The sequence below is a fragment of the Bradyrhizobium sp. USDA 4538 genome (assembly GCF_024171045.1).
In the GTDB taxonomy this organism is placed as follows: domain Bacteria; phylum Pseudomonadota; class Alphaproteobacteria; order Rhizobiales; family Xanthobacteraceae; genus Bradyrhizobium; species Bradyrhizobium australafricanum.
In genome coordinates this window covers 1,262,365-1,281,444 of sequence record NZ_JALJZE010000001.1, presented here as the reverse complement: position 1 = coordinate 1,281,444, position 19,080 = coordinate 1,262,365, and the positions used below count along the sequence as shown (strand labels likewise).

Here is a 19,080-nt window from a genome sequence, read left to right as displayed (position 1 = left end):
CTTGGGGAACGAAAAAGCCCGGCCGCCTTTAGCGGCCGGGCGAAGTGTGTCCGGGAGGAGCGACGCTCTATGCATCGCACCGACGTCCATCGGCGGAGGGAGGACAGCCGATGGTTCGATCACGGCGAGGGCATCCGCCGAAAATCTGACCACAGTTAAAACAAAAGCTCAGCGGAGCTCAATTATGCCGTGGTATGCCGCCGATATTGCCTGGGATTAAAAATCTACACTAAGGTTTGTCGCTGATGAGTATTTTCGCAACGTGTTGCCGAGTTGAGCGACGTGGGCGGTAGTCGGGCCGTCATGGGCCGGCACCAAAGCGCACCTTGGTAGGCGTTCCTGCCGGAAACGGTGGGCTAGATCAACGCGACTATACGAAACTGCCGACGGAAAAAGAATGAGCGGGCTTGCTATTGATGCAGGCCCTGCTTACGCCAGTCTTGGGTCCGCGGGTTCCAAGCTTTGGTTGGGATCTTGTACAGCTTGGCAGACGAGCGGCGAACGGGATGCCGATCGGCGTGCTCTTCAGCGGTGTGATTGGTCGTCATCCTAAAGCATAGCCCAGTTGCGGGGATACTGAGCTCGGATTCTGAAACGCTGGGTTTCGCTTAGTCGCTAGACCGCATGACTATGTGTAGCGCCGGACCTAAGGAGGTGAGCGTCGAAGACTGATGCGACGCACCGGGCCAGGAACTCTGCGCCCTGGGCTACAGTGAGCCGGCCATCATCAATCGCCACGACGCCATCGGCGATAAGGCTGCCGAGACGAGAATGATCGACAACGGCTAATCTCGGATCTCGGCCGTAACGACGGGATGTCTCGGAAAGATCAACCGCAAAGTCGCACATGATTCGCTCGATGATTTCGGCGTGGAAGCGATCGTCATCGGTCAGTAGATAGCCCCTTGCGATGGCGAGCCGATCCTGGGAGATGCGAGCAAGGTAGTCCTTGGTCGAGACCGCGTTTGCGGCAAACCCCTGTTGCATACGGCCGATGGCGCTGGCGCCCAGACCAATGAGGACGTCAGCGCAATCGTCAGTATAGCCCTGGAAGTTGCGCCTCAGCCCGCCTTCCTGCCTCGCTAAGGCGAGATTGTCGTTCGGCAAGGCGAAGTGATCGACGCCTACGCGAACGTATCCAGCATCCACCAAAGCTCCCGCGATGGTTTCGGCCTGGAGGTGGCGCGTGACGCTGTCGGGTAGGCTGGACGCATCGATCCTGCGTTGATGTTTCTTGAACGAAGGAATGTGCGCGTAGCCAAAGGCCGAAAACCGGTCCGGATGAAGCTCGAGGCACTTGGCGACGGTGTCGAGGCACGAAGCGACCGTCTGCCGGGGCAGGCCATAGAGCAAGTCGAAATTGATCCGGCCGACGCCGGCGCGGCGTAACCGATCGACCGAGGTCGCGGTCTGTCCGAAGCTCTGCAGACGATTGATGCCGTGCTGAACAACTGGATCGAAGCTCTGGATACCAAGGCTCGCCCGGGTGACCCCGCAAAAGCCCAGCGCCTCGGCCATCGGCTCGCTCAACGTGCGTGGATCGATCTCTACGGCGATCTCCGCATCGGGCAGGACAGCGAAGGAATGGCGCAACGAACCGACGAGATCAGCAAATGCTTCAGGTGTCATGATCGTCGGGGTACCGCCCCCGAAGTGGATATGAGAGATCGGTTGCCGTCGACCAAACGTTTCTGCAACGAGGTAAGCTTCAGTCCGCAGTCCCGCTGCATAGATCGCGATCGGCTCCTGGCGTTTCGTGACAGACGTGTGGCAGCCACAATACCAGCACATCTTTCGACAAAACGGCACGTGAACGTAGATCGATGCGGATTGCTGGGCGTCCAACGACTTGAGCCACGTTTGGTAGTCGGATTCGCAAACCGATGCTGAGAAATGGGGGGCCGTCGGATAGCTGGTGTAGCGTGGCAGCCGGTGCTGCCCGTAGGAGTCTGCCAAGTCCGGTCGCATTCGGATGCCTTTCTTCCTCCTTGGGCCAGATTACCGGACACGCAGCAGATAAGCTTTGCGCTGGCTCAAATATCGCGTCGGACGATCGTGGCCATCATGCCGAAATTGGTAGGGCATGCCCGTGGCGTATGCATCGCACTTTGGGACGCAATGAGGCGCTCGCCCGGCCGCAATGAGCAGCATCTATCCGCGCGGGCCTCTGTAGTTCGTTGGTGATCAAATCCGGTCAGCGAACCGAGCCGCAATCGGTTAAGGTCATTCCCTGTGCTGGCCGGAGCGCTCGACGAGCGGCCGCAACCATCCATTCCGATCGGTCGGCGTGGGGTTCGTTTGGCGCGTGATCAGCGTGGCGTAGGCCAAGCCATATTGCCATTACCCTAGCGACGCACAGGTCATGGAACCTGCCGGACCCGGAGTGTATGGATTTCGGCGGCCGTGCGCAGCGTATGCGCGCCGGGAAGATTATCATCTTCATTTCAACAGGACGATCATGACGTCCACTTCCCATCGTGACACGTCGGCGATCAACTACGGTCCATCGGCTTTGGCGCCATCTGGCGGCTTGCCGGCCATTGCGGACGAAAACGCGACCGAGCTCCGTTCGGCTTCAGCTTCTTGCTCCAATTCTAGAATATGCGCTCTTAGCGCATCGGATGTCGCTTCCGCTGTCTTGCTGAATAACGGATCCCCGTCATTGGTGCGGGCGGATGCGACTTCGGTCCAATCCTCAGCCGATAGAGCCTTAACGGCGGCGGGGAAGAAGTCTCGTTCTTCCCACATCATGTGGTGCCGCTCCCGCATTATAAAGTCGCGTACGATGTTGCTGACGTCTTGCCGAACGAGTTCACGATCCGCGAGGATACCATCGATAGCTTGAGCGAAGTGATGCAGACGGTCGATGACTTCCCGGTGTTCGTGCGCGAGATCGCCGACGATTGCAGCCGCGTCCGGGTCGCGAGTTCTAAGCTTGGAGAAAATCAGGTCTTCCTGAGGATGATGGTACACCTCCGGGTAAACCTCGAAGTAGCTGATAATCGCGCGAATTACCTCATAGTCTGGACGGATCCCATGCTCAAAAATCTCCAATTCGCGTTGGAGGGCGACCAGAAGCAGGTCAATGTTGCGATGCTCTCGAAGCAAAAGATCGATGATCATTGCGGTGCTCCACGGAGGAACAATGTAAATGCCGATCCTGCATCCATCTGGATCGCCCAAGCAGAGGTTCGGGCGTCCGTCGTGCAGTGCGATTTGTCGGACGTTCGATGCTTAGGGTTTGCGTATTTCCCAGCGCCTCTCGAGCTTACCCCAGATCCTGCGCAAAGCGGCTGGACAGTTTGTCGCTCCGTAGCTCGATTCGGCGCAAAGTCGGCAGCGCGATCACGCCATTCTGCTCAAGTTGAGTGAGCGTGCGTGAAACTGTTTCGATGGTCAAACCAAGGTAATCGGCAACATCCTGCCGCGACATGGGCAGTTCGATCGCAGCGTTCTTCGTCGCGCGGCGTGACATATCGAGCAGGAATGTCACGACGCGCTCTTCAGCGCTGCTGATCAGGAGCATCAGATGTTCCTGAAAGCGGCGGAGTTCAAGCGCCATCGCATCCCAGAGCTGCCGTGTGAGCTCGCTCTCGTGGCTGGCGCGATCGATGAGGGCACTGCGCTTCACCGTCAAAAGGTGCGTTTCACAGACCGCCTCCGCCGAAGAGATATGGCTGTCTCCTGCCTCAAAGCCGAAGATGTCACCGGGCAAATAAAACGCGCCAATCTGACGACGTCCATCCACCATAATCCTGTAGCTTCTCACAGCACCCGATACCACCTGATATAGGTGTTCCGCTGCTTCGTCCTCGCCATAGATCTCGCTGTTGCGGGCGAACCGCATCGGGGTCGCAACCATACCAAACGGTCCATAGGTACGAGGCTGGCCACGCAAGACGCTGCTCGGATGATGGCTGATCTCGTGAATACTCGCGGCCTGTACGTACATGGCGGACTCGATCTTCGAAACGTCGATAGGACGCAGATTGGCCGTTTCCAACGAAGTGGAAAATTTGGATGTTTCCCCTAAGTAGAACCCACTAAGTATTTATACGTAAGAATACGCGCGGCGCAGCCCTTTGGTTGATCGAACACGGCTCAAAGTCGACCGGGCTGCGTCTGGATTGGAAAGCTGCATGCCGGGTTACCGGTCGTTCAGCTTGAGCTCGGACATCGTCGGGTAGAGCGGTGACAAGATTGTCCACGCTCATCGAGATCGGTAGCGTAGGTGCAATATTCGAAAACGGCGGCGCATGCTCAGCGGTTACGCCTCGCGAGCGAGGGCGGGTGCACGAAAGCCAAACAGCCGGCGCTCCTGTTCTTCAGATCGGCGGTCGGCCGGTGCCTCCCTCCGCCGGTGACTGGCCGCGTTCAGACCGCAACCAGCGGCATGTCGCGTCGAAAATTCTTGCCTTCAGTGTGACATCAAGACCGGGACGGAGTTTGCACGAAGCAGGTCTGCTGAGAGGTCCCCGCGCAGCCTTTCGCGCAGCCGACAGCGGCCGTATCCGCCCATCACCAGCAGGTCGAGGCTTTCGTCCGCGACAAGCGACAAGAGTGCGCGGTGCACCGACTTGGATGCTGGAAGCGACACGACCTTTGCAGGAAGCCCTGACCGTGCAAGATACTGTTCCAAGTGCTCGGTGGAACTTTCTGCCGGGATCTTGTGGGCAGAAGTGATCGCGATGATGGTCAGCGCGCCGGCTTCGCGCAGCAGCGGCATCGCGTCGTGCAACGCGCGGGCCGCAGGGCGGCTGCCGTCCCAGCATATCCCGACCCTTCTGGCCGAAAGAGCGCCGTGGAAGACGCTTGGCAGATACAGAACTGGCTTGCCGGCCTGGGACAGGATCTCCTTGGGAATAACGTTGTCATAGCTGTCGTAGCCGCTCTGGGGCTGTGTGACGATCGTCATGTCGTGCACGCGCGCGCTGGCGCAGATGCTTCGACGTGCCTCCGCTGGAAGTGCACTGAGGGCGCGGCTTGCATAGGAAATGCCGGCGCTCCTCGCCCGCAGATCAAAGATACGAAGCGCCGCTTCGGCTCGCTCCAGCGCATGCGCCTGCTCGATTTCAAAGACCGAAGTAACGGCCGCCCCGCCGAGTGCAGCGAGCGGAATAATGGTCCTCTCGTAACCGATTGCCATAGCGTCAAGGTGCGCGCCCGTGATCTGTGCGAAGGAAATCGAACCGTTCACCGTAGCCCGTACCGGGAGCTCCGTGGGAAGATGGACCAATATATTCCCGAACATTGCGGTTCTCCGGACGTGAAAGGATTGCTGCCCATCGGAGCATAAATCTGACCGCGCATTTGATCTGCTTCATGCACGGTCGTTGATTTGTCGAGGCAAGATCAAATCGGCGACGGACAGTTCGTGCAGGTCCGATGCCAAGTAGAGCCAGCATGGCATGTGTTGCATCGGTCATGTCAACCATGAATCCTGCACGATTCGTGCAGAGCGAGTTTTGCTGCACAGATGAGGGGGATTGAGGTGGCCGGAGATCGTGGATGCGTCCATTGCTCGAAATTCATGTTCGAAAACAGATGCAGCGAGAGGAGCGCCCAGCTTGCAACGGAATCTGATGCGCCGCTGGTTGGCTGCGGTCGAGCCGGTTGCGCCAATGCTCCAACTGCTGCTGAAAGTCAATCAGCGACATGCGAGGACAGGGGTGGGCGGACGCCAGCGCGACGTGCGCGTGCACCTTTCGCCGGGCCCGCCTTGATTTTCGTCATTGCCGGTCTGTGGTCCTGGCCTGTGCGCAAGTCTTTGCCGGGCAATGCGCTCCGCGCCCACGCGATTGAGGATCATTTATCGACAAATTCGTCTAAGATCTGCCGCACCAACGCTCGTCGCTTATAGCGCGTGCTCGCGACCCTGCTAGAGTCCGGCGGCAATGGCGATCCGCATCAACTCGGACATGCTGCGTACACTGGTCTTGGCCATGAGGTTGGCACGGTAAACCTCGACCGTTCGCGGGCTGATGCCAAGATCGTGCGCGATTACCTTGTTGATCTTGCCGGCCAATAGTCCCCGCAGGACGTCACGCTCGCGCAAAGAGAGGTCCGCAAGGCGGGCTTCCGCCTGCAGTTTCGCTGCGTCATCGGCTGGCTTCATAGGCCGCGCTTCCAAAGCGGCGTTGATGGCGCGCAACAGTACCTCGTCCTCGAACGGCTTCTCGATGAAATCGACCGCACCCGCCTTCATCGCTTCAACCGCCAGCGATACGTCACCATGACCGGTTATCAGGACGACCGGACAGTCGATGCGATCGGCCTTCAGCTTGCGCACCAGTTCAAGGCCGCTCATGCCTGGCATGCGGATATCCGATACGACGCAGTCGACTGGACCGCTCGCGATGTCATTGAGAAACTCGGTCGCCGTCTCGTGGGTTGCTACCCAGAAACCACTAATATCAAGCAGAAAGGCCAAAGAATCCCGCATCGCGTCGTCGTCGTCGATCACAAGAATGCGCCGCGCAGTCATGCTTCTTCACCGACCTCCGCAAATGGCAGCGTGAACTGAAAGATCGTGCCTCCGCCCGGATTGGCTTCCGCGACGATGTGACCGCCATGGGATTCGACGATTGTCCGGCAGATTGATAGTCCAACACCCATGCCGTGCTCCTTTGTTGTGACAAAGGGCTGGAACATGCGGTCGGCAACATCAGGGCTGATGCCGGAACCCGTATCGGCGACGGTGAACCTGGCGAGACCGTCGACCTTGCTAACTCCGACGGTCAATTCGCGGCGCGGACAGGAAGCCATCGCCTCGATTGCATTGCGTATCAGGTTCAGCGCGACTTGCTGGATCTGGATCTTGTCTACGATCATTGACGGCAGTTCGCGATCGCTGCGCATCGTTACCCGCACGCCTTGCTCCTTGGCGCCGAGCAGGGCCAGCGCCACAGCCTCTTCAAGAAGCGTGAGCGGATTTTCCACAGAATGCTGCGTCTCGCCTTTGGCAACAAATTCCCGCAGGCGCTTGATGATATCGCCGGCGCGCAGAGCCTGTTGGACAGCGTTTTCGAGTGCATCACCGATGCGACTGGCGTTTGGCTTGTCTGCCGCCAGCAGAACTTTTGCGCCGCGCATGTAATTCGTGATGGCGGAGAGCGGCTGGTTGATTTCATGGGCGATGGACGATGCCATCTCACCCATGGCGGTCAACCGAGACACGTGGACGAGTTCAGACTGCAACTCCTGGAGCCTGCGTTCCTGCGCCCGCCGTTCGGTCAGGTCTCGGATGAAGCCGGTGAAGAAGCGTTCGCCGCGCACTTTGGCCTCGCCGACGGCAAGCTCCATCGGAAAGGTCGAGCCGTCGCTCCGCTCGCCGACCACAATGCGCCCGACGCCAATGATGCGCTGCTCGCCGGTGGTCAGATAACGTTCAATGTAGCGGTCGTGCTCGGATCGGTAGGGCTGCGGCATCAACTTGGATACATTCGTTCCAACCACGTCATCCGGCATCCAGCCGAATAAACGCACAGCCGCGGCGCTGAACGAGCGAATGATGCCCTTCTCGTCAATCACGATCATGGCTTCCGGTACGGTGTCCAGGATCGATTGCAGATGGGCCTGCCGATACCGCGCCTGCTCCGATTCCTGCCGCAGCCGGTCGCCCATGAAGCCGAGCATGGGACCAAGTACCGCGAAGGCTGCAATATCGATCGTGTTCGCGGAAACGGTGATGAGGCCTTTCCCAAGTACTGCGACGCTGACGACAAGGCAGAGCAGGGTAGCGAAGCTCGCCGGTCCGCGCCCGCCGGCGAAAGCGGCAAAAACGATCGCCGGAAGGTAGATGATCGTAAATGAGCGATCCTCGAGATACGGATTTAACGCTGCGCGGAGCACGAGGGCGAGCGCGGCGGCTGCCGCCGCAGTGCCATAACGATACCAGATGTGGTCGGACATATCTGCCGGTAGACCCTCTCATTCAATCGAACTTACATCGTTTGGTCGCAGGAGACCACCGAAGGCAGACGCGTGCCGATTTACGGTCGATATATTGTGCAGGAAGGCGCGATCGTTATTTGAGCCAAATGCGCCAATGCGTGGGCTGCACAGCGACGTGCTCCCCGCTCGTCGCTCTGATCCAGCCGCCGAAGATCCGGCGGCAGGGGAAGACCAGCCGATGAATGGTATTACCCTCGATCACGCCAATCTCCAGGTCCCGATCAAAGGGCGCCGTCTCGATCCGCTCCCAGGTCACGTTGCTATTACGCCCTGGACGGTGTTCATCGCTGCCGACTGACAAATTCAATCACCTTCCAGACAGTCCGGGCGCCATCGCTTGTCCAGCCGCGGGAACAGCTGCAGCCCAATATCGCACACGCCGCGTGCGGTCTCGATTGCGGAGATCGTCGCCTCGGTGCTCTTGGCAAAGGCATTGCTTGACGTTCTCGCAAATATCGGGATTGGCGGCTGCGAGGCGGTTTTCCGCTTTTGATCAAACTGATCCGGACCATCCTGCAATTGTGCCCGCCGCAGGAGAAAGTTTGCCGAGGCCTGTCATGTCGAACATCCATTGTTGGCGAGTCGTCTCCTGGCCATGGCATTAATTGGAGGGGCGCGCGGATGGCTAGCTGCGCTCGGCTCCGAGGGTCCGCGGGTCGATAAAGTGGACACCATCGCAAGCGATGCAGGTGATCTGGTGCAGGTCGTTGGCGGGCTCGGCTGCGTCGTCCGGCAGCAGTCCTTGAACCCGGTCGCCTCTATTTGGGCACGAAACGATCATGGGGCGCCAAGTCGTTCTGTGAGCCATGTGTCTGACCTATGACTGGGATAATGTTTTTATCGGCAGCTAGCCGTGGAAGTATTGATCCAAGTCAAAAAAAGCGCGATGCGCGTCTGGAACGACGGACGGCGGCGCGGCCGCCGCGAGTGGTCAGGATGGGCAAGCATGTTCCATCGCGGGTGGCTCGCTAGGCCGCCAGCCGAGTTGATGGAAATCAAAATGCAGGACGCGCAATCATGCGAATGTTGAAGTACACCCCACGCTCACCGCACCGTGACAACGTTTGTCAGTAGAGATGTGAGAGGCGGGAAGGAGATGTTAAATTGATTGCTCGCCTCGCATTGTCGGTGGCCTTGCCGGCGCTGATCGCAGCCGTCGGCTTTGGTGCGGAAGCCCTGAACCTTAGCCTTTTCGAAACCTTGGCTGCGGTGAGTCTGATCATTGGCTTTGCCGTTGCGGCGGCAGGGTGGGCCGTCAGGAGCGAGACAGGGGCCGTTTCGCTTTCTTGCTTGCGATCACGGGGGCGCAGGTCTGGCTGTGGCCAATAATTTGGGATGCTGCTTGAGGCAAATCAAATGCTCTCCTGGCACGAATGGCAGAATAGGCAAGGATGAGTAAACCCACCTAAAAAGAGGGTAGTCATGCCTTCATTTAACGTTCGCTTCATTAAGACCGTTTGCGACGATACGGGCTACGAGCATCGTGCGTGTCAGGCGGCGTTCAAGGTCGATGCTGCATCGCTGAGTGCTGCTGCGCTCCAGGCGGAGACCGACTTCTGCAAGCAAAAGGGGGTCCGCGATTGGACCATTTTCGCCGATGCGATGGAGCTTCGAGCCCCGTCTGCATTGCCTCCTTCATGGGCCGGCTAGCCTGAACTCGGCTAGCGCCGATGTTCCATCCCCGAGTTCAAGCGCGATCTTGTAAAACGTCGCTCCGAGCGTCGACAAGCTCGCGATGTTGTTGCCAATGTAGCAGGCGTCCTGTTGCCCGGGGCAGGAATACGAAATGACCTTGCCGCAACTCTTGCCGGCCCGTCGCTCAGCCAGCTGGGTGCGCTGCTCCGCAGAGCATCGTCCCGGGCAGGGCGATCCGGATCGAATGATTTGCTCCGACGTTGGTCAAATTTGATGCAGGTCAAAAACAAATCTGCCTCCTGCAGCTATGGCTGCTTCGAGGGATATGACACATGGTCAGCCAACCTGCACATATCGGTGGTCCTTGGCGGTTTAGGAGCTTGCTTGGCCGGTTACGAGCGAGTCTGTCTCGAAAGTCCGAGCTTGCTTACTTGAGCCCGCAGGACATCGATGCGATCGCGCGCGAGCTTAATCTGTCAACGTCCGCGTTTCGAACCCTGGCGCAGAGTCCGAGCGCTTCCGAACTCTTGCGCAAGCGCCTCGCGCTTGCTGGTTTTTCCGAACATGCGCTTGCCGCCTGCCATGGTGACGTGTTGCGCGATCTGCAGCGGGTGTGCGGCCTATGTCCGGCCAAAGGACGTTGCGCCGCCGACCTCCAAGCTGGTATGCATCGAAATCCGCTGAAAGACTGCCCCAACGAACACACCCTGCGCGCGCTCGGTCGTGAGGTCGATGACGGCCGCCCGCAGCGCTTTCGCGATTGATGAGCCCGATCGCTTAGCTCGCCGGAAATGATCTCCCCAAGCATCCCGCGTTCAAGGAAGGCCTAGCCATGACAAGCCCATCCTCCGCCTCGAAATCCACCACGATGGGTGAAGCAGGCCTGATGTCGGCATTCGCAGTTTCTGCATTCGTTTTCTATATCGCCGGGGCGATGGGGCACGATTCTGCCTTTACGTTCCACGCATTGCTGGCTTCTGCCGCCAGTCTGATCGCTGCAGCCATCATCCTCAACCGATACTATGAACGGCCGGCGCAACTCCCGCCGGCCCAGATCAATGGCCGACCGAACTACAATCTTGGTCCGATCAAATTCGCCTCGGTACTTGCGATGTTCTGGGGCATTGCAGGCTTTTCCATTGGTTTGCTGATCGCCTCGCAGCTTGCCTGGCCTGCACTGAATTTTGATCTGCCCTGGACGAGCTTCGGCCGGCTGCGCCCGCTGCACACATCGGCTGTGATATTTGCGTTCGGCGGAAACGTGCTCATCGCGACATCGTTCTACGTCGTGCAGAAGACCTGCCGTACCCGCCTGGCTGGCGATCTTGCGCCATGGGTTGTGGTCGTTGGCTATAATTTCTTCATTCTGATCGCGGGCACTGGCTATCTGTTCGGTATCACCCAATCGAAGGAATATGCCGAGCCGGAGTGGTACGCCGATCTCTGGCTCACCATCGTCTGGATAACCTATCTCATTGTGTTCCTGGCGACACTGTTGAAACGGAAAGAGCCGCATATCTTCGTCGCCAACTGGTTCTATCTCGCCTTTATTGTCACCATTGCAGTGCTCCACCTCGGCAACAATCCCGCATTGCCGGTGTCGGTGTTCGGTTCGAAATCCTACATCGCCTGGGGCGGCGTGCAGGATGCCATGTTTCAGTGGTGGTACGGCCATAACGCGGTTGGCTTCTTCCTGACCGCCGGCTTCCTCGCGATCATGTACTACTTCATTCCAAAAAGAGCCGAGCGCCCGGTCTATTCTTATCGTCTGTCGATCATCCACTTCTGGGCGCTGATCTTCCTCTACATCTGGGCTGGTCCGCACCATCTACACTACACGGCGCTGCCGGACTGGACGCAGACCCTTGGCATGACGTTCTCGATCATGCTGTGGATGCCCTCCTGGGGCGGCATGATCAACGGCCTGATGACGCTTTCGGGCGCCTGGGACAAGCTGCGCACCGACCCGGTGCTGCGTATGCTCGTGGTCTCCGTTGCCTTTTACGGCATGGCGACGTTTGAAGGTCCCACCATGGCGATCAAGGTCGTCAATTCGCTCAGTCATTACACGGATTGGACGGTCGGCCACGTGCATTCAGGCGCGCTGGGCTGGGTCGGCTTCGTATCATTCGGCGCGCTGTATTGTCTGATTCCCTGGCTTTGGAATCGCGAGCTATATAGCCTCAAGCTCGTCAACTGGCACTTCTGGATCGCCTCGATCGGGATCGTGCTCTACATCTCCGCGATGTGGGTGTCCGGAATCCTGCAGGGGCTGATGTGGCGCGCTTACACCTCGCTTGGTTTCCTCGAGTACTCGTTCATCGAGTCGGTCGAGGCCATGCATCCTTTTTACATCATCCGTGCCGCGGGGGGCGCACTGTTCCTGATCGGCGCGCTGATCATGGCCGCCAATCTCTGGATGACGGTGAATGCACAGGAAGCCGGTCAAATCCAGGACGCTCAAGCGCTCCAGGCCGCAGAATAGGTCATCGCATGTCGCTCTGGAACCGACACAAGATCTTTGAGAAGAACTCGATCATCCTGATCGCAGGTATCCTTGCCGTGATAGCGGTCGGTGGCCTGGTCGAGATCACGCCGTTGTTCTACCTCAAGAGCACGATCGAGGCGGTGGACGGTGTGCGGCCTTATACGCCGCTCGAACTTGCCGGCCGCAACATCTACGTACGTGAGGGGTGCTATCTCTGTCACTCGCAGATGATCCGGCCGCTACGCGATGAGGTCGAGCGCTACGGACATTACTCGCTGGCCGCTGAGAGCATGTATGACCACCCGTTTCAATGGGGCTCGAAGCGGACCGGCCCGGACCTCGCGCGTGTTGGCGGGAAATATTCCGATGAATGGCACGTCACGCATTTGAACAATCCGCGCGCCATCGTGCCGCAATCGGTGATGCCAGGCTATCCGTCGCTGGCGAACACGGAGATCGACCTGGCCGACATCGTCGCACATCTGCGCACCAATCGGGCGGTCGGTGTCCCCTATACCGAGGACCAGATCAAGAACGCTGTCGCTGACCTGAAGACGCAGCTCGATCCTGACAGCCCGAACGTCGCATCGTTCCAAAAGCGCTATCCGAGGGCGGCTGTGCGCAATTTCGACGGCGGGACCGGCAATCCGAGCGAACTCGATGCGCTTGTCGCCTACCTGCAAATGCTCGGCACATTGATCGATTTCAAGCTCTACGACGAAAAAGCCAATCTGCGCTGAAGGATCCTTGGATGAAAGCCATTATTTCCATCGAGAGCCTGGCTTCAAGCTTCGTCGTGACGCTCTGGACGCCGTTGTTCGTCGGCATCTTCGTAGCCATCGTCGTTTACGCGCTGTGGCCCCGCAACAAGAGGCGTTTTGATTCTGCAGCGCGCATGCCGCTGCGCCGGGACTGACAGATCATGACCGAGCATAACGACATCGATATCGATCACATCTCTGGCCGCTCCACGACGGGGCACGAATGGGATGGTATAAGGGAACTCAACACACCGCTGCCGCGCTGGTGGATTTTGAGCTTCTACGCCACGATCCTTTGGGCCATGGGCTACTGGGTCGTTTATCCGGCCTGGCCACTCCTCTCAAGCTACACGACCGGCGTGTTTGACTATTCGACCCGCGCCAGCGTCATCAATGACCTTGCCAGTCTTGAGAAGCTGCGCGGCGAGAAGATGGCCATGCTCGGCAAGGCGTCTCTGACCGAGATCGAGAAGGATCCGGTCCTGCTGGGATTGGCCCGGGGGCGCGGCAAGACGGTGTTCGCGGACAATTGCGCGCCCTGCCATGGCAGCGGCGGCGCGGGTGCCAAGGGGTATCCGAACCTCAATGACGATGACTGGTTGTGGGGCGGATCGCTCGACCAGATCCTGCAGACCATCCAGTTCGGCGCACGTTCCGGACATGCGAAGGCGCATGAGGGACAAATGCTAGCCTTCGGCCGCGACGGCATCCTCACGAAAACCGAGATTGTCACCGTAGCGAATTACGTGCGATCGCTGTCAGGCCTGACCACGGCAGCCGATTTCGATGCTGCGGCCGGCACAAGGATCTTTGCCGAGAATTGCGCGGTCTGTCATGGCGAGAACGCCAAGGGCAATCAGGCACTCGGCGCGCCGAATCTGACTGACCGGATTTGGCTGTACGGCTCGGATGAGGAGACGCTGGTCGAGACCATCAGCTATGGCCGCGCCGGCATCATGCCGGCTTGGAGCCGGCGGCTCGATCCCGTCACCGTCAAGGCACTTGCCGTCTATGTGCATTCACTCGGCGGCGGACAATAGGCGAGGTGCGCCGCAATACCTGCGGCGCCGTTGGCCCGGATCAACGTGAGTCACCCGCGTCCGATGTAAGGTCGTCATGAAACCTGCCGTGAACAAGACCGTTTCGCGCGATGACCCGGTGATCGACGAGGATGGGCCACTCTATGTAGCCCGTAGGAGGGTCTATCCGCAGAGCGTCCGCGGTACTTTCCGCACCATCAAATGGCGGCTGATGGTGGTGTGTCTGGGCATCTACTATCTGCTGCCATTCGTGCGTTGGCATCGTGGCCTTGGCGCTCCCGACCAGGCGGTGTTGCTCGATTTCTCGAACCGGCGGTTCTACTTCTTCTTCATCGAGCTCTGGCCGCAGGAGCTTTACTACTTCACCGGCTTGCTCGTGCTTGCCGCCATTGCACTGTTCCTGATGAACGCGCTGGGCGGTCGGATTTGGTGTGGTTATCTCTGTCCGCAAACGGTCTGGACCGACCTGTTCCATGCGGTCGAGCGCTGGCTCGAGGGCGACCGTCGCGAGCGGCTGAAGGCCGCCGCACGCCCTATGACGATGGGGCGCGCGGCGAAGCGCGTGCTGAAGCACGCGATCTGGTTGATGATCGCTTGGTGGACCGGCGGCGCCTGGGTGCTCTACTTCGCCGACGCGCCGACCTTGGTGCGCGATCTGGCAACGTTCCAAGCGCCAGCAATTGCCTATATCTGGATCGGGATCCTGACCGCTTCGACCTATCTGCTGGCTGGCTACATGCGCGAGCAGGTTTGCGTTTATATGTGTCCTTGGCCGCGCATCCAGGCCGCGCTCACCGATGAATGGGCGCTCAATGTCACCTACAAATACGATCGCGGCGAGCAGCGCTGCTCATTGAAGAAATCATTCGATCTGCGCGCGCGCGGCGAAAGGGCCGGCGACTGCATCGATTGCAATCAATGCGCGGCGGTCTGCCCGACCGGAATCGACATCCGCAATGGCGCCCAGCTGGGCTGCATCCAGTGCGGGCTGTGCGTCGACGCCTGCGATGCCGTCATGAGGAAGATCGGGCGCAGCACGGGCTTGATCGGTTATGACAACGACATCAATATTCAGCGTCGGATGGACGGCAAGCCGGAGCTATTCAAGCCGGTACGCCCGCGCACGCTCGTCTATGCTTCCTTGATCGTGGTCGTCTGCGCCGTGATGCTTTATGGGCTATCGTCGAGAACTCTGCTCGATCTCAGCATCCTACACGACCGTAATCCCGTGGCGGTCAAGCTCAGCGACGGTTCGGTTCGCAACGGCTATACGGTGCGCTTGCTCAACAAGCGCGGCGTCGATCGCGTGATCGCGATCGACGTCGATGGCCCAACCGAAACGTCCGTCCACGTCGTCGGCGCCGATTCCGTGACCGTGGATCGACCGATGATCGTCTTGGCTCGCGATACTACGACAGAACTGCGTGTACTGTTGACAGCGCCGGTTGACGACAAGTCAGGACACTCGATGCCGGTGAGGTTTCGGGTCACCGATATTGGCCTTGGCGAGGTCGCTTCCGCAATGGATCATTTCGTTCTCCCCTAGCCAGCACTGACCGGATCTGACCATGACCGCATCAATTCGCGTCGCGCGGCCCATCACCGGACGCTTCGTCCTGATTGCCCTTCTCACCTTCTTTTCGGCCGTGATTGGCGCCAATATGCTAATGATGCGCTTTGCCATCACGACCTTGCCGGGGACAGAGGTCGACAGCGCCTATAGCGCTAGCCTCACCTATGAGCGTGAGATCATCGCGGCACGACAGCAGAACGAGCGACGTTGGCAGGTTCAGGTACATATCCACCGGCGGCCAGACGGTGAAGCTGTGCTTGCGATTGAAGCGCGCGACCGCGCAGGCGCGCCTGTCGCTGGAGTGAATTTCATGGCCCGGCTCGAGCGCCCGGTCGACCGCCGGGCCGATCGGGCGATTGATGTCTCGCAGGCCGATGTTGGAACTTTCCGGGGCAGCGCCTCGGGCGTCGCCGTCGGGCAGTGGGATCTCGTGATCGAAGGCGACGCCGGTGGCCGCCGCATGTTTGTATCGAAAAACCGCGTCGTCTTGAACTGAGAGTACATGCCCCATGCAGAAAGACATCGATTTTTCTCACTTTCTGAAAAGGGCGGGCGCGGACCTCGTCCAACTCGACCTCGCGGTAGAGGGCATCAGTTGCGCGGGCTGCATGGGCAAGATCGAGCGCAATTTGTCGAGCATTCCGGATGTGACCTCGGCACGCGTGAACCTTACCGAAAACCGGCTGGTGATCGAATGGAAGGCTGGAGCGCTCGATCCAGCGCTATTTGTCAAGCGGCTCGCCGAACTAGGCTATAGGGCGTATCCCTTCCAGCGGGACAGTGCGGAGACGTTGGAGGCGGAAAGGGCGCAGAGCTTGTTGCGACGGCTCGGCGTCGCCGCCTTTGCCGCAATGAACGTGATGATGCTGTCGATCCCGGTGTGGTCCGGAAATGTCTCGGACATGCTGCCGGAGCAGCGCGACTTCTTTCATTGGCTCTCCGCGCTGATCGTCCTGCCCGCGGCGGCCTATTGTGCACAACCGTTCTTCTCTTCCGCTTTTGCGGCGCTTCGGGCACGCGGAGCCAATATGGACGTGCCGATCAGCATCGGGATCCTGCTCGCCTTGGCAACTTCGGTGATCGAGACCATCGCTCATGCCGAGCACGCCTATTTCGATGCGGCAATCATGTTGATCGCCTTCCTGCTCGCAGGCCGCTATCTCGACCAGAACATGAGGCGGCGCACCCGCGCCTTCGCCAGCAACCTTGCTGCACTAAAGGCGGAAACTGCAGCGAAGTTCATAAGTCCTACCGAAATCAGAACCGTTCCTGTGGCGGCGATCAAACCGGGAGATATCGTGCTGGTCCGACCCGGCGAGTGCTGTACCGTCGACGGCAGCGTGATCGGGGGACACTCCGAGGTCGATCAAAGCCTCGTTACCGGCGAGACCTTGCCGGCGATTGCGGCTCCAGGCAGCGCGGTGTTCGCCGGCACATTGGTCCGATCCGGCACCCTGCGCGTCCGCGCGGCGACGGCCTCGGACGGCACACTGCTTGCCGAGATCTCCAGGCTACTTGATCATGCCCTCCAAGCGCGCTCGCGCTATCTGCGCCTCGCCGAGCGCGCGTCGCGGCTCTATGCGCCCATCGTTCACACTACGGCCTTGCTGACGATGCTTGGTTGGCTGGCCTCCGGCGTCGCCTTCCATGACTCGGTCGTCACCGCGATCGCAGTCTTGATCATCACCTGCCCCTGCGCGCTGGGCCTGGCTATCCCCGCGGTGCAGACCGTGGCCTCCGGCGCACTATTCCGTTCCGGCGTGCTGCTCAATGCGGGGGATGCGATCGAGCGTATTGCGCAGGTGGACCGAGTGATCTTCGATAAAACCGGTACGCTGACGCTGCCTGAGCTCGATGTCGCCAACCTCGCTACTATTCCCCACCATGTCATCGAATTGGCAGGCCGGCTCGCGCTGGCGAGCCGCCATCCGATCGCCGCCGCCGTCGCACGAACTGCCGGTGCAAGCGAGCCGCTCGCCGATATCGAAGAGGAGCCGGGACGAGGGGTCCACGGTTACTATGAGGGAGCGCCAATCCGACTTGGCCACCCCGCCTTCTGCGGTGTCGACAGCCTCGCGAACGAGATCCTGTGCCGTGATCCTGAGGCCTCCGTCGTCGCGTTCAGCCATGGCGACGTCAGGCACGTCTTTGCCGTCCGGCAACGGATACGGCCAGACGCAGCCGAGGTCGTCGCGAGCCTCGCGTGCCTTGGTATCATGGTCGAGATCGTTTCGGGGGATCGTGAGCCAGCTGTCCGGCGGGCCGCCGAGACGCTCGGCATTCAAAGGTGGCGCGCCAACGTCTCGCCGCCGGACAAGGTCGCTCGGATCGAAGACCTGACCAGCCAGGGGCACAAGGTGTTGATGGTCGGCGACGGCTTGAACGATGCGCCCGCGCTCGCTGCAGCGCATGCATCGATGTCGCCTGTCACTGCCACCCATATGAGCCAGGCAGTCGCTGATGTCGTCTTCCTCGGTGAGCGTCTCGAGCCCGTGATGACGGCGGTCAGAGGCTCGCGCAGGGCGCTGCGACTGATGCGGCAGAATCTTTGGCTTGCGGTCGTCTATAACCTCCTGGCTGTGCCCATTGCGATCGCCGGCTTGGTGACGCCGCTGATTGCCGCTGCGGCTATGTCAGGTTCGTCGGTACTGGTCATGCTGAATGCGCTACGGGCACGAAGAAGCGAGGCGGCCTGATGGAAGTCCTGGTCTATCTGGTTCCGCTAGCTCTTTCGCTCGGCTTCTTCGGCCTGTTGGGCTTTCTGTGGTCGCTGAAGAGTGGTCAGTATGACGATCTCGACGGGGCGGCTTGGCGCGCAATCACCGATGAAGAGCCCAACGAACCGTCTGTGCCGATCCAGATAGTGAAAATGGACCAGGGCATTCGTTGTAGCGGTCGTCAGCGCTGTCCGCGCGAGTGCTAGCTCGCGCATCCAGTCGGCCACTGCCGCAACTGGCGAGAACATGCGAGTCGCGAAGTCGGACAGCAAGCAGCTTGTTGAGAAAAGCAATGCGCTCAATGATCAACAAAGGCTGCTCGATGGTCTGTCCGGCTATCGATGGCGAGCTGTGTGTCCGAGACCACGATAGCTGCAGTCGCGGCTTCAGCCGCTGCCTCGCCCACGACGTCCCATTAGCTGCAGTCTCATCGATCACCGCTATCTCGATCGCGTAATCAATCGGGCCGGCGATGTCGCATTCTCCAGCAAGGTCGACCGTCGGACAACGAGGAACGCTCGAATTTGGACGAGTGTGGCGACTGGAGCCAAAAGCGCTGGCCGTCGATATCGACGTCGTCCGAAATCTCTCTTTCTAAGAGATCATTGCGAGTGCAAATGATGGTTTTGCCGCTCTCGCGCTACGTCAAGAAAAATGAAAGCTGTTCATGCGACAGGATTGTACCACTTCGATAGGTTGTCGAGATCCGCAATGGAAGACGAGATCCGATCCGGTTGCCTCGATCAGCGCAAACGAAACTCTGCAGCTAGACGATCAGCTTTCCGACTGTGGCGGGAGCGACCATTATAAGAGATCGCGACGGTGTCTCACAGGGACTTGCATGGTTGATCCCTCTAAGATCGATTCAAACCTCGAACCTGAGCAGTTCTCGGACTAATCGCAATTCGCTTGT

Annotated in this window: 17 protein-coding genes; 10 read left to right on the top strand and 7 right to left on the bottom strand. The window is 59.5% G+C overall.

Annotated elements, in window-relative coordinates:
* Positions 1 to 615: 615 nt before the first annotated feature.
* The 7 genes from hemN to J2R78_RS05565 all read right to left on the bottom strand — a co-directional run bounded on the left by hemN (position 616) and on the right by J2R78_RS05565 (position 8,260).
* Positions 616 to 1,968, bottom strand: a complete 1,353-nt coding sequence (gene hemN / locus J2R78_RS05595; RefSeq protein ID WP_253587725.1) for an oxygen-independent coproporphyrinogen III oxidase — start codon at positions 1,966 to 1,968, stop codon at positions 616 to 618.
* A 528-nt stretch (positions 1,969 to 2,496) separates the two neighbouring features.
* Positions 2,497 to 3,123 (bottom strand): hemerythrin domain-containing protein, encoded by a 627-nt coding sequence (locus J2R78_RS05590; protein ID WP_253603366.1) that lies wholly within the window; start codon positions 3,121 to 3,123, stop codon positions 2,497 to 2,499.
* Between the two features lie 145 nt (positions 3,124 to 3,268).
* On the bottom strand, positions 3,269 to 3,952 hold the full coding sequence (locus tag J2R78_RS05585; protein WP_253603364.1) for a helix-turn-helix domain-containing protein: 684 nt from the start codon (positions 3,950 to 3,952) through the stop codon (positions 3,269 to 3,271).
* Positions 3,953 to 4,417: 465 nt separating this feature from the next.
* Positions 4,418 to 5,251 carry a universal stress protein gene (locus J2R78_RS05580; RefSeq protein WP_069276035.1) on the bottom strand — a complete coding sequence of 278 codons (834 nt, stop codon included), beginning with the start codon at positions 5,249 to 5,251 and terminating at the stop codon, positions 4,418 to 4,420.
* 627 nt (positions 5,252 to 5,878) lie between these two features.
* Entirely contained in the window at positions 5,879 to 6,484 is a 606-nt protein-coding gene (gene fixJ / locus J2R78_RS05575) for a response regulator FixJ (RefSeq protein ID WP_069276034.1), read from the bottom strand.
* Positions 6,481 to 7,911 carry a PAS domain S-box protein gene (locus tag J2R78_RS05570; protein ID WP_069276033.1) on the bottom strand — a complete coding sequence of 477 codons (1,431 nt, stop codon included), beginning with the start codon at positions 7,909 to 7,911 and terminating at the stop codon, positions 6,481 to 6,483. Before J2R78_RS05570 ends, fixJ begins: the two co-directional genes overlap by 4 nt.
* A 115-nt stretch (positions 7,912 to 8,026) precedes the next feature.
* Positions 8,027 to 8,260, bottom strand: a complete 234-nt coding sequence (locus J2R78_RS05565; RefSeq protein WP_256559072.1) for a hypothetical protein — start codon at positions 8,258 to 8,260, stop codon at positions 8,027 to 8,029.
* 1,115 nt (positions 8,261 to 9,375) lie between these two features.
* Here J2R78_RS05565 and J2R78_RS05560 point away from each other — a divergent pair.
* The 10 genes from J2R78_RS05560 (at position 9,376) to ccoS (ending at position 18,373) form a co-directional block, all read left to right on the top strand.
* Positions 9,376 to 9,603, top strand: coding sequence for a hypothetical protein (locus J2R78_RS05560; protein ID WP_069280672.1), 228 nt, complete (start codon positions 9,376 to 9,378; stop codon positions 9,601 to 9,603).
* A 416-nt stretch (positions 9,604 to 10,019) separates the two neighbouring features.
* Positions 10,020 to 10,352: a hypothetical protein gene (locus J2R78_RS05555; RefSeq protein ID WP_069276031.1), complete on the top strand. Its 333-nt coding sequence runs from the start codon at positions 10,020 to 10,022 to the stop codon at positions 10,350 to 10,352.
* Between the two features lie 104 nt (positions 10,353 to 10,456).
* Positions 10,457 to 12,073 carry a cytochrome-c oxidase, cbb3-type subunit I gene (gene ccoN, locus J2R78_RS05550; RefSeq protein WP_375166983.1) on the top strand — a complete coding sequence of 539 codons (1,617 nt, stop codon included), beginning with the start codon at positions 10,457 to 10,459 and terminating at the stop codon, positions 12,071 to 12,073.
* Between the two features lie 8 nt (positions 12,074 to 12,081).
* Entirely contained in the window at positions 12,082 to 12,816 is a 735-nt protein-coding gene (gene ccoO / locus J2R78_RS05545; protein ID WP_069276029.1) for a cytochrome-c oxidase, cbb3-type subunit II, read from the top strand.
* A gap of 11 nt (positions 12,817 to 12,827) precedes the next feature.
* Entirely contained in the window at positions 12,828 to 12,992 is a 165-nt protein-coding gene (locus J2R78_RS05540; RefSeq protein WP_057018760.1) for a cbb3-type cytochrome c oxidase subunit 3, read from the top strand.
* 6 nt (positions 12,993 to 12,998) lie between these two features.
* Positions 12,999 to 13,877, top strand: a complete 879-nt coding sequence (ccoP, locus tag J2R78_RS05535) for a cytochrome-c oxidase, cbb3-type subunit III (RefSeq protein WP_069276028.1) — start codon at positions 12,999 to 13,001, stop codon at positions 13,875 to 13,877.
* Positions 13,878 to 13,953: 76 nt separating this feature from the next.
* Positions 13,954 to 15,423 carry a cytochrome c oxidase accessory protein CcoG gene (gene ccoG, locus J2R78_RS05530; RefSeq protein WP_256558515.1) on the top strand — a complete coding sequence of 490 codons (1,470 nt, stop codon included), beginning with the start codon at positions 13,954 to 13,956 and terminating at the stop codon, positions 15,421 to 15,423.
* A gap of 22 nt (positions 15,424 to 15,445) precedes the next feature.
* On the top strand, positions 15,446 to 15,946 hold the full coding sequence (locus J2R78_RS05525) for a FixH family protein (RefSeq protein WP_069276027.1): 501 nt from the start codon (positions 15,446 to 15,448) through the stop codon (positions 15,944 to 15,946).
* A 13-nt stretch (positions 15,947 to 15,959) separates the two neighbouring features.
* Positions 15,960 to 18,146, top strand: coding sequence for a heavy metal translocating P-type ATPase (locus J2R78_RS05520; protein ID WP_069276026.1), 2,187 nt, complete (start codon positions 15,960 to 15,962; stop codon positions 18,144 to 18,146).
* On the top strand, positions 18,146 to 18,373 hold the full coding sequence (gene ccoS, locus J2R78_RS05515) for a cbb3-type cytochrome oxidase assembly protein CcoS (protein WP_069276025.1): 228 nt from the start codon (positions 18,146 to 18,148) through the stop codon (positions 18,371 to 18,373). Before J2R78_RS05520 ends, ccoS begins: the two co-directional genes overlap by 1 nt.
* The last annotated feature ends 707 nt before the right edge of the window (positions 18,374 to 19,080 follow it).

Excerpts from the sequence above, each read along its gene's own strand:
- J2R78_RS05570 (WP_069276033.1), bottom strand. The coding sequence starts at position 7,911 with ATGTCCGACCACATCTGGTATCGTTATGGCACTGCGGCGGCAGCCGCC.
- J2R78_RS05590 (WP_253603366.1), bottom strand. The coding sequence starts at position 3,123 with ATGATCATCGATCTTTTGCTTCGAGAGCATCGCAACATTGACCTGCTT.
- ccoG (WP_256558515.1), top strand. The coding sequence starts at position 13,954 with ATGAAACCTGCCGTGAACAAGACCGTTTCGCGCGATGACCCGGTGATC.
- J2R78_RS05540 (WP_057018760.1), top strand. The coding sequence starts at position 12,828 with ATGAAAGCCATTATTTCCATCGAGAGCCTGGCTTCAAGCTTCGTCGTG.
- ccoS (WP_069276025.1), top strand. The coding sequence starts at position 18,146 with ATGGAAGTCCTGGTCTATCTGGTTCCGCTAGCTCTTTCGCTCGGCTTC.
- ccoP (WP_069276028.1), top strand. The coding sequence starts at position 12,999 with ATGACCGAGCATAACGACATCGATATCGATCACATCTCTGGCCGCTCC.
- J2R78_RS05525 (WP_069276027.1), top strand. The coding sequence starts at position 15,446 with ATGACCGCATCAATTCGCGTCGCGCGGCCCATCACCGGACGCTTCGTC.
- ccoO (WP_069276029.1), top strand. The coding sequence starts at position 12,082 with ATGTCGCTCTGGAACCGACACAAGATCTTTGAGAAGAACTCGATCATC.
- J2R78_RS05580 (WP_069276035.1), bottom strand. The coding sequence starts at position 5,251 with ATGTTCGGGAATATATTGGTCCATCTTCCCACGGAGCTCCCGGTACGG.
- hemN (WP_253587725.1), bottom strand. The coding sequence starts at position 1,968 with ATGCGACCGGACTTGGCAGACTCCTACGGGCAGCACCGGCTGCCACGC.
- fixJ (WP_069276034.1), bottom strand. The coding sequence starts at position 6,484 with ATGACTGCGCGGCGCATTCTTGTGATCGACGACGACGACGCGATGCGG.
- J2R78_RS05560 (WP_069280672.1), top strand. The coding sequence starts at position 9,376 with ATGCCTTCATTTAACGTTCGCTTCATTAAGACCGTTTGCGACGATACG.
- ccoN (WP_375166983.1), top strand. The coding sequence starts at position 10,457 with ATGGGTGAAGCAGGCCTGATGTCGGCATTCGCAGTTTCTGCATTCGTT.
- J2R78_RS05520 (WP_069276026.1), top strand. The coding sequence starts at position 15,960 with ATGCAGAAAGACATCGATTTTTCTCACTTTCTGAAAAGGGCGGGCGCG.
- J2R78_RS05585 (WP_253603364.1), bottom strand. The coding sequence starts at position 3,952 with ATGTACGTACAGGCCGCGAGTATTCACGAGATCAGCCATCATCCGAGC.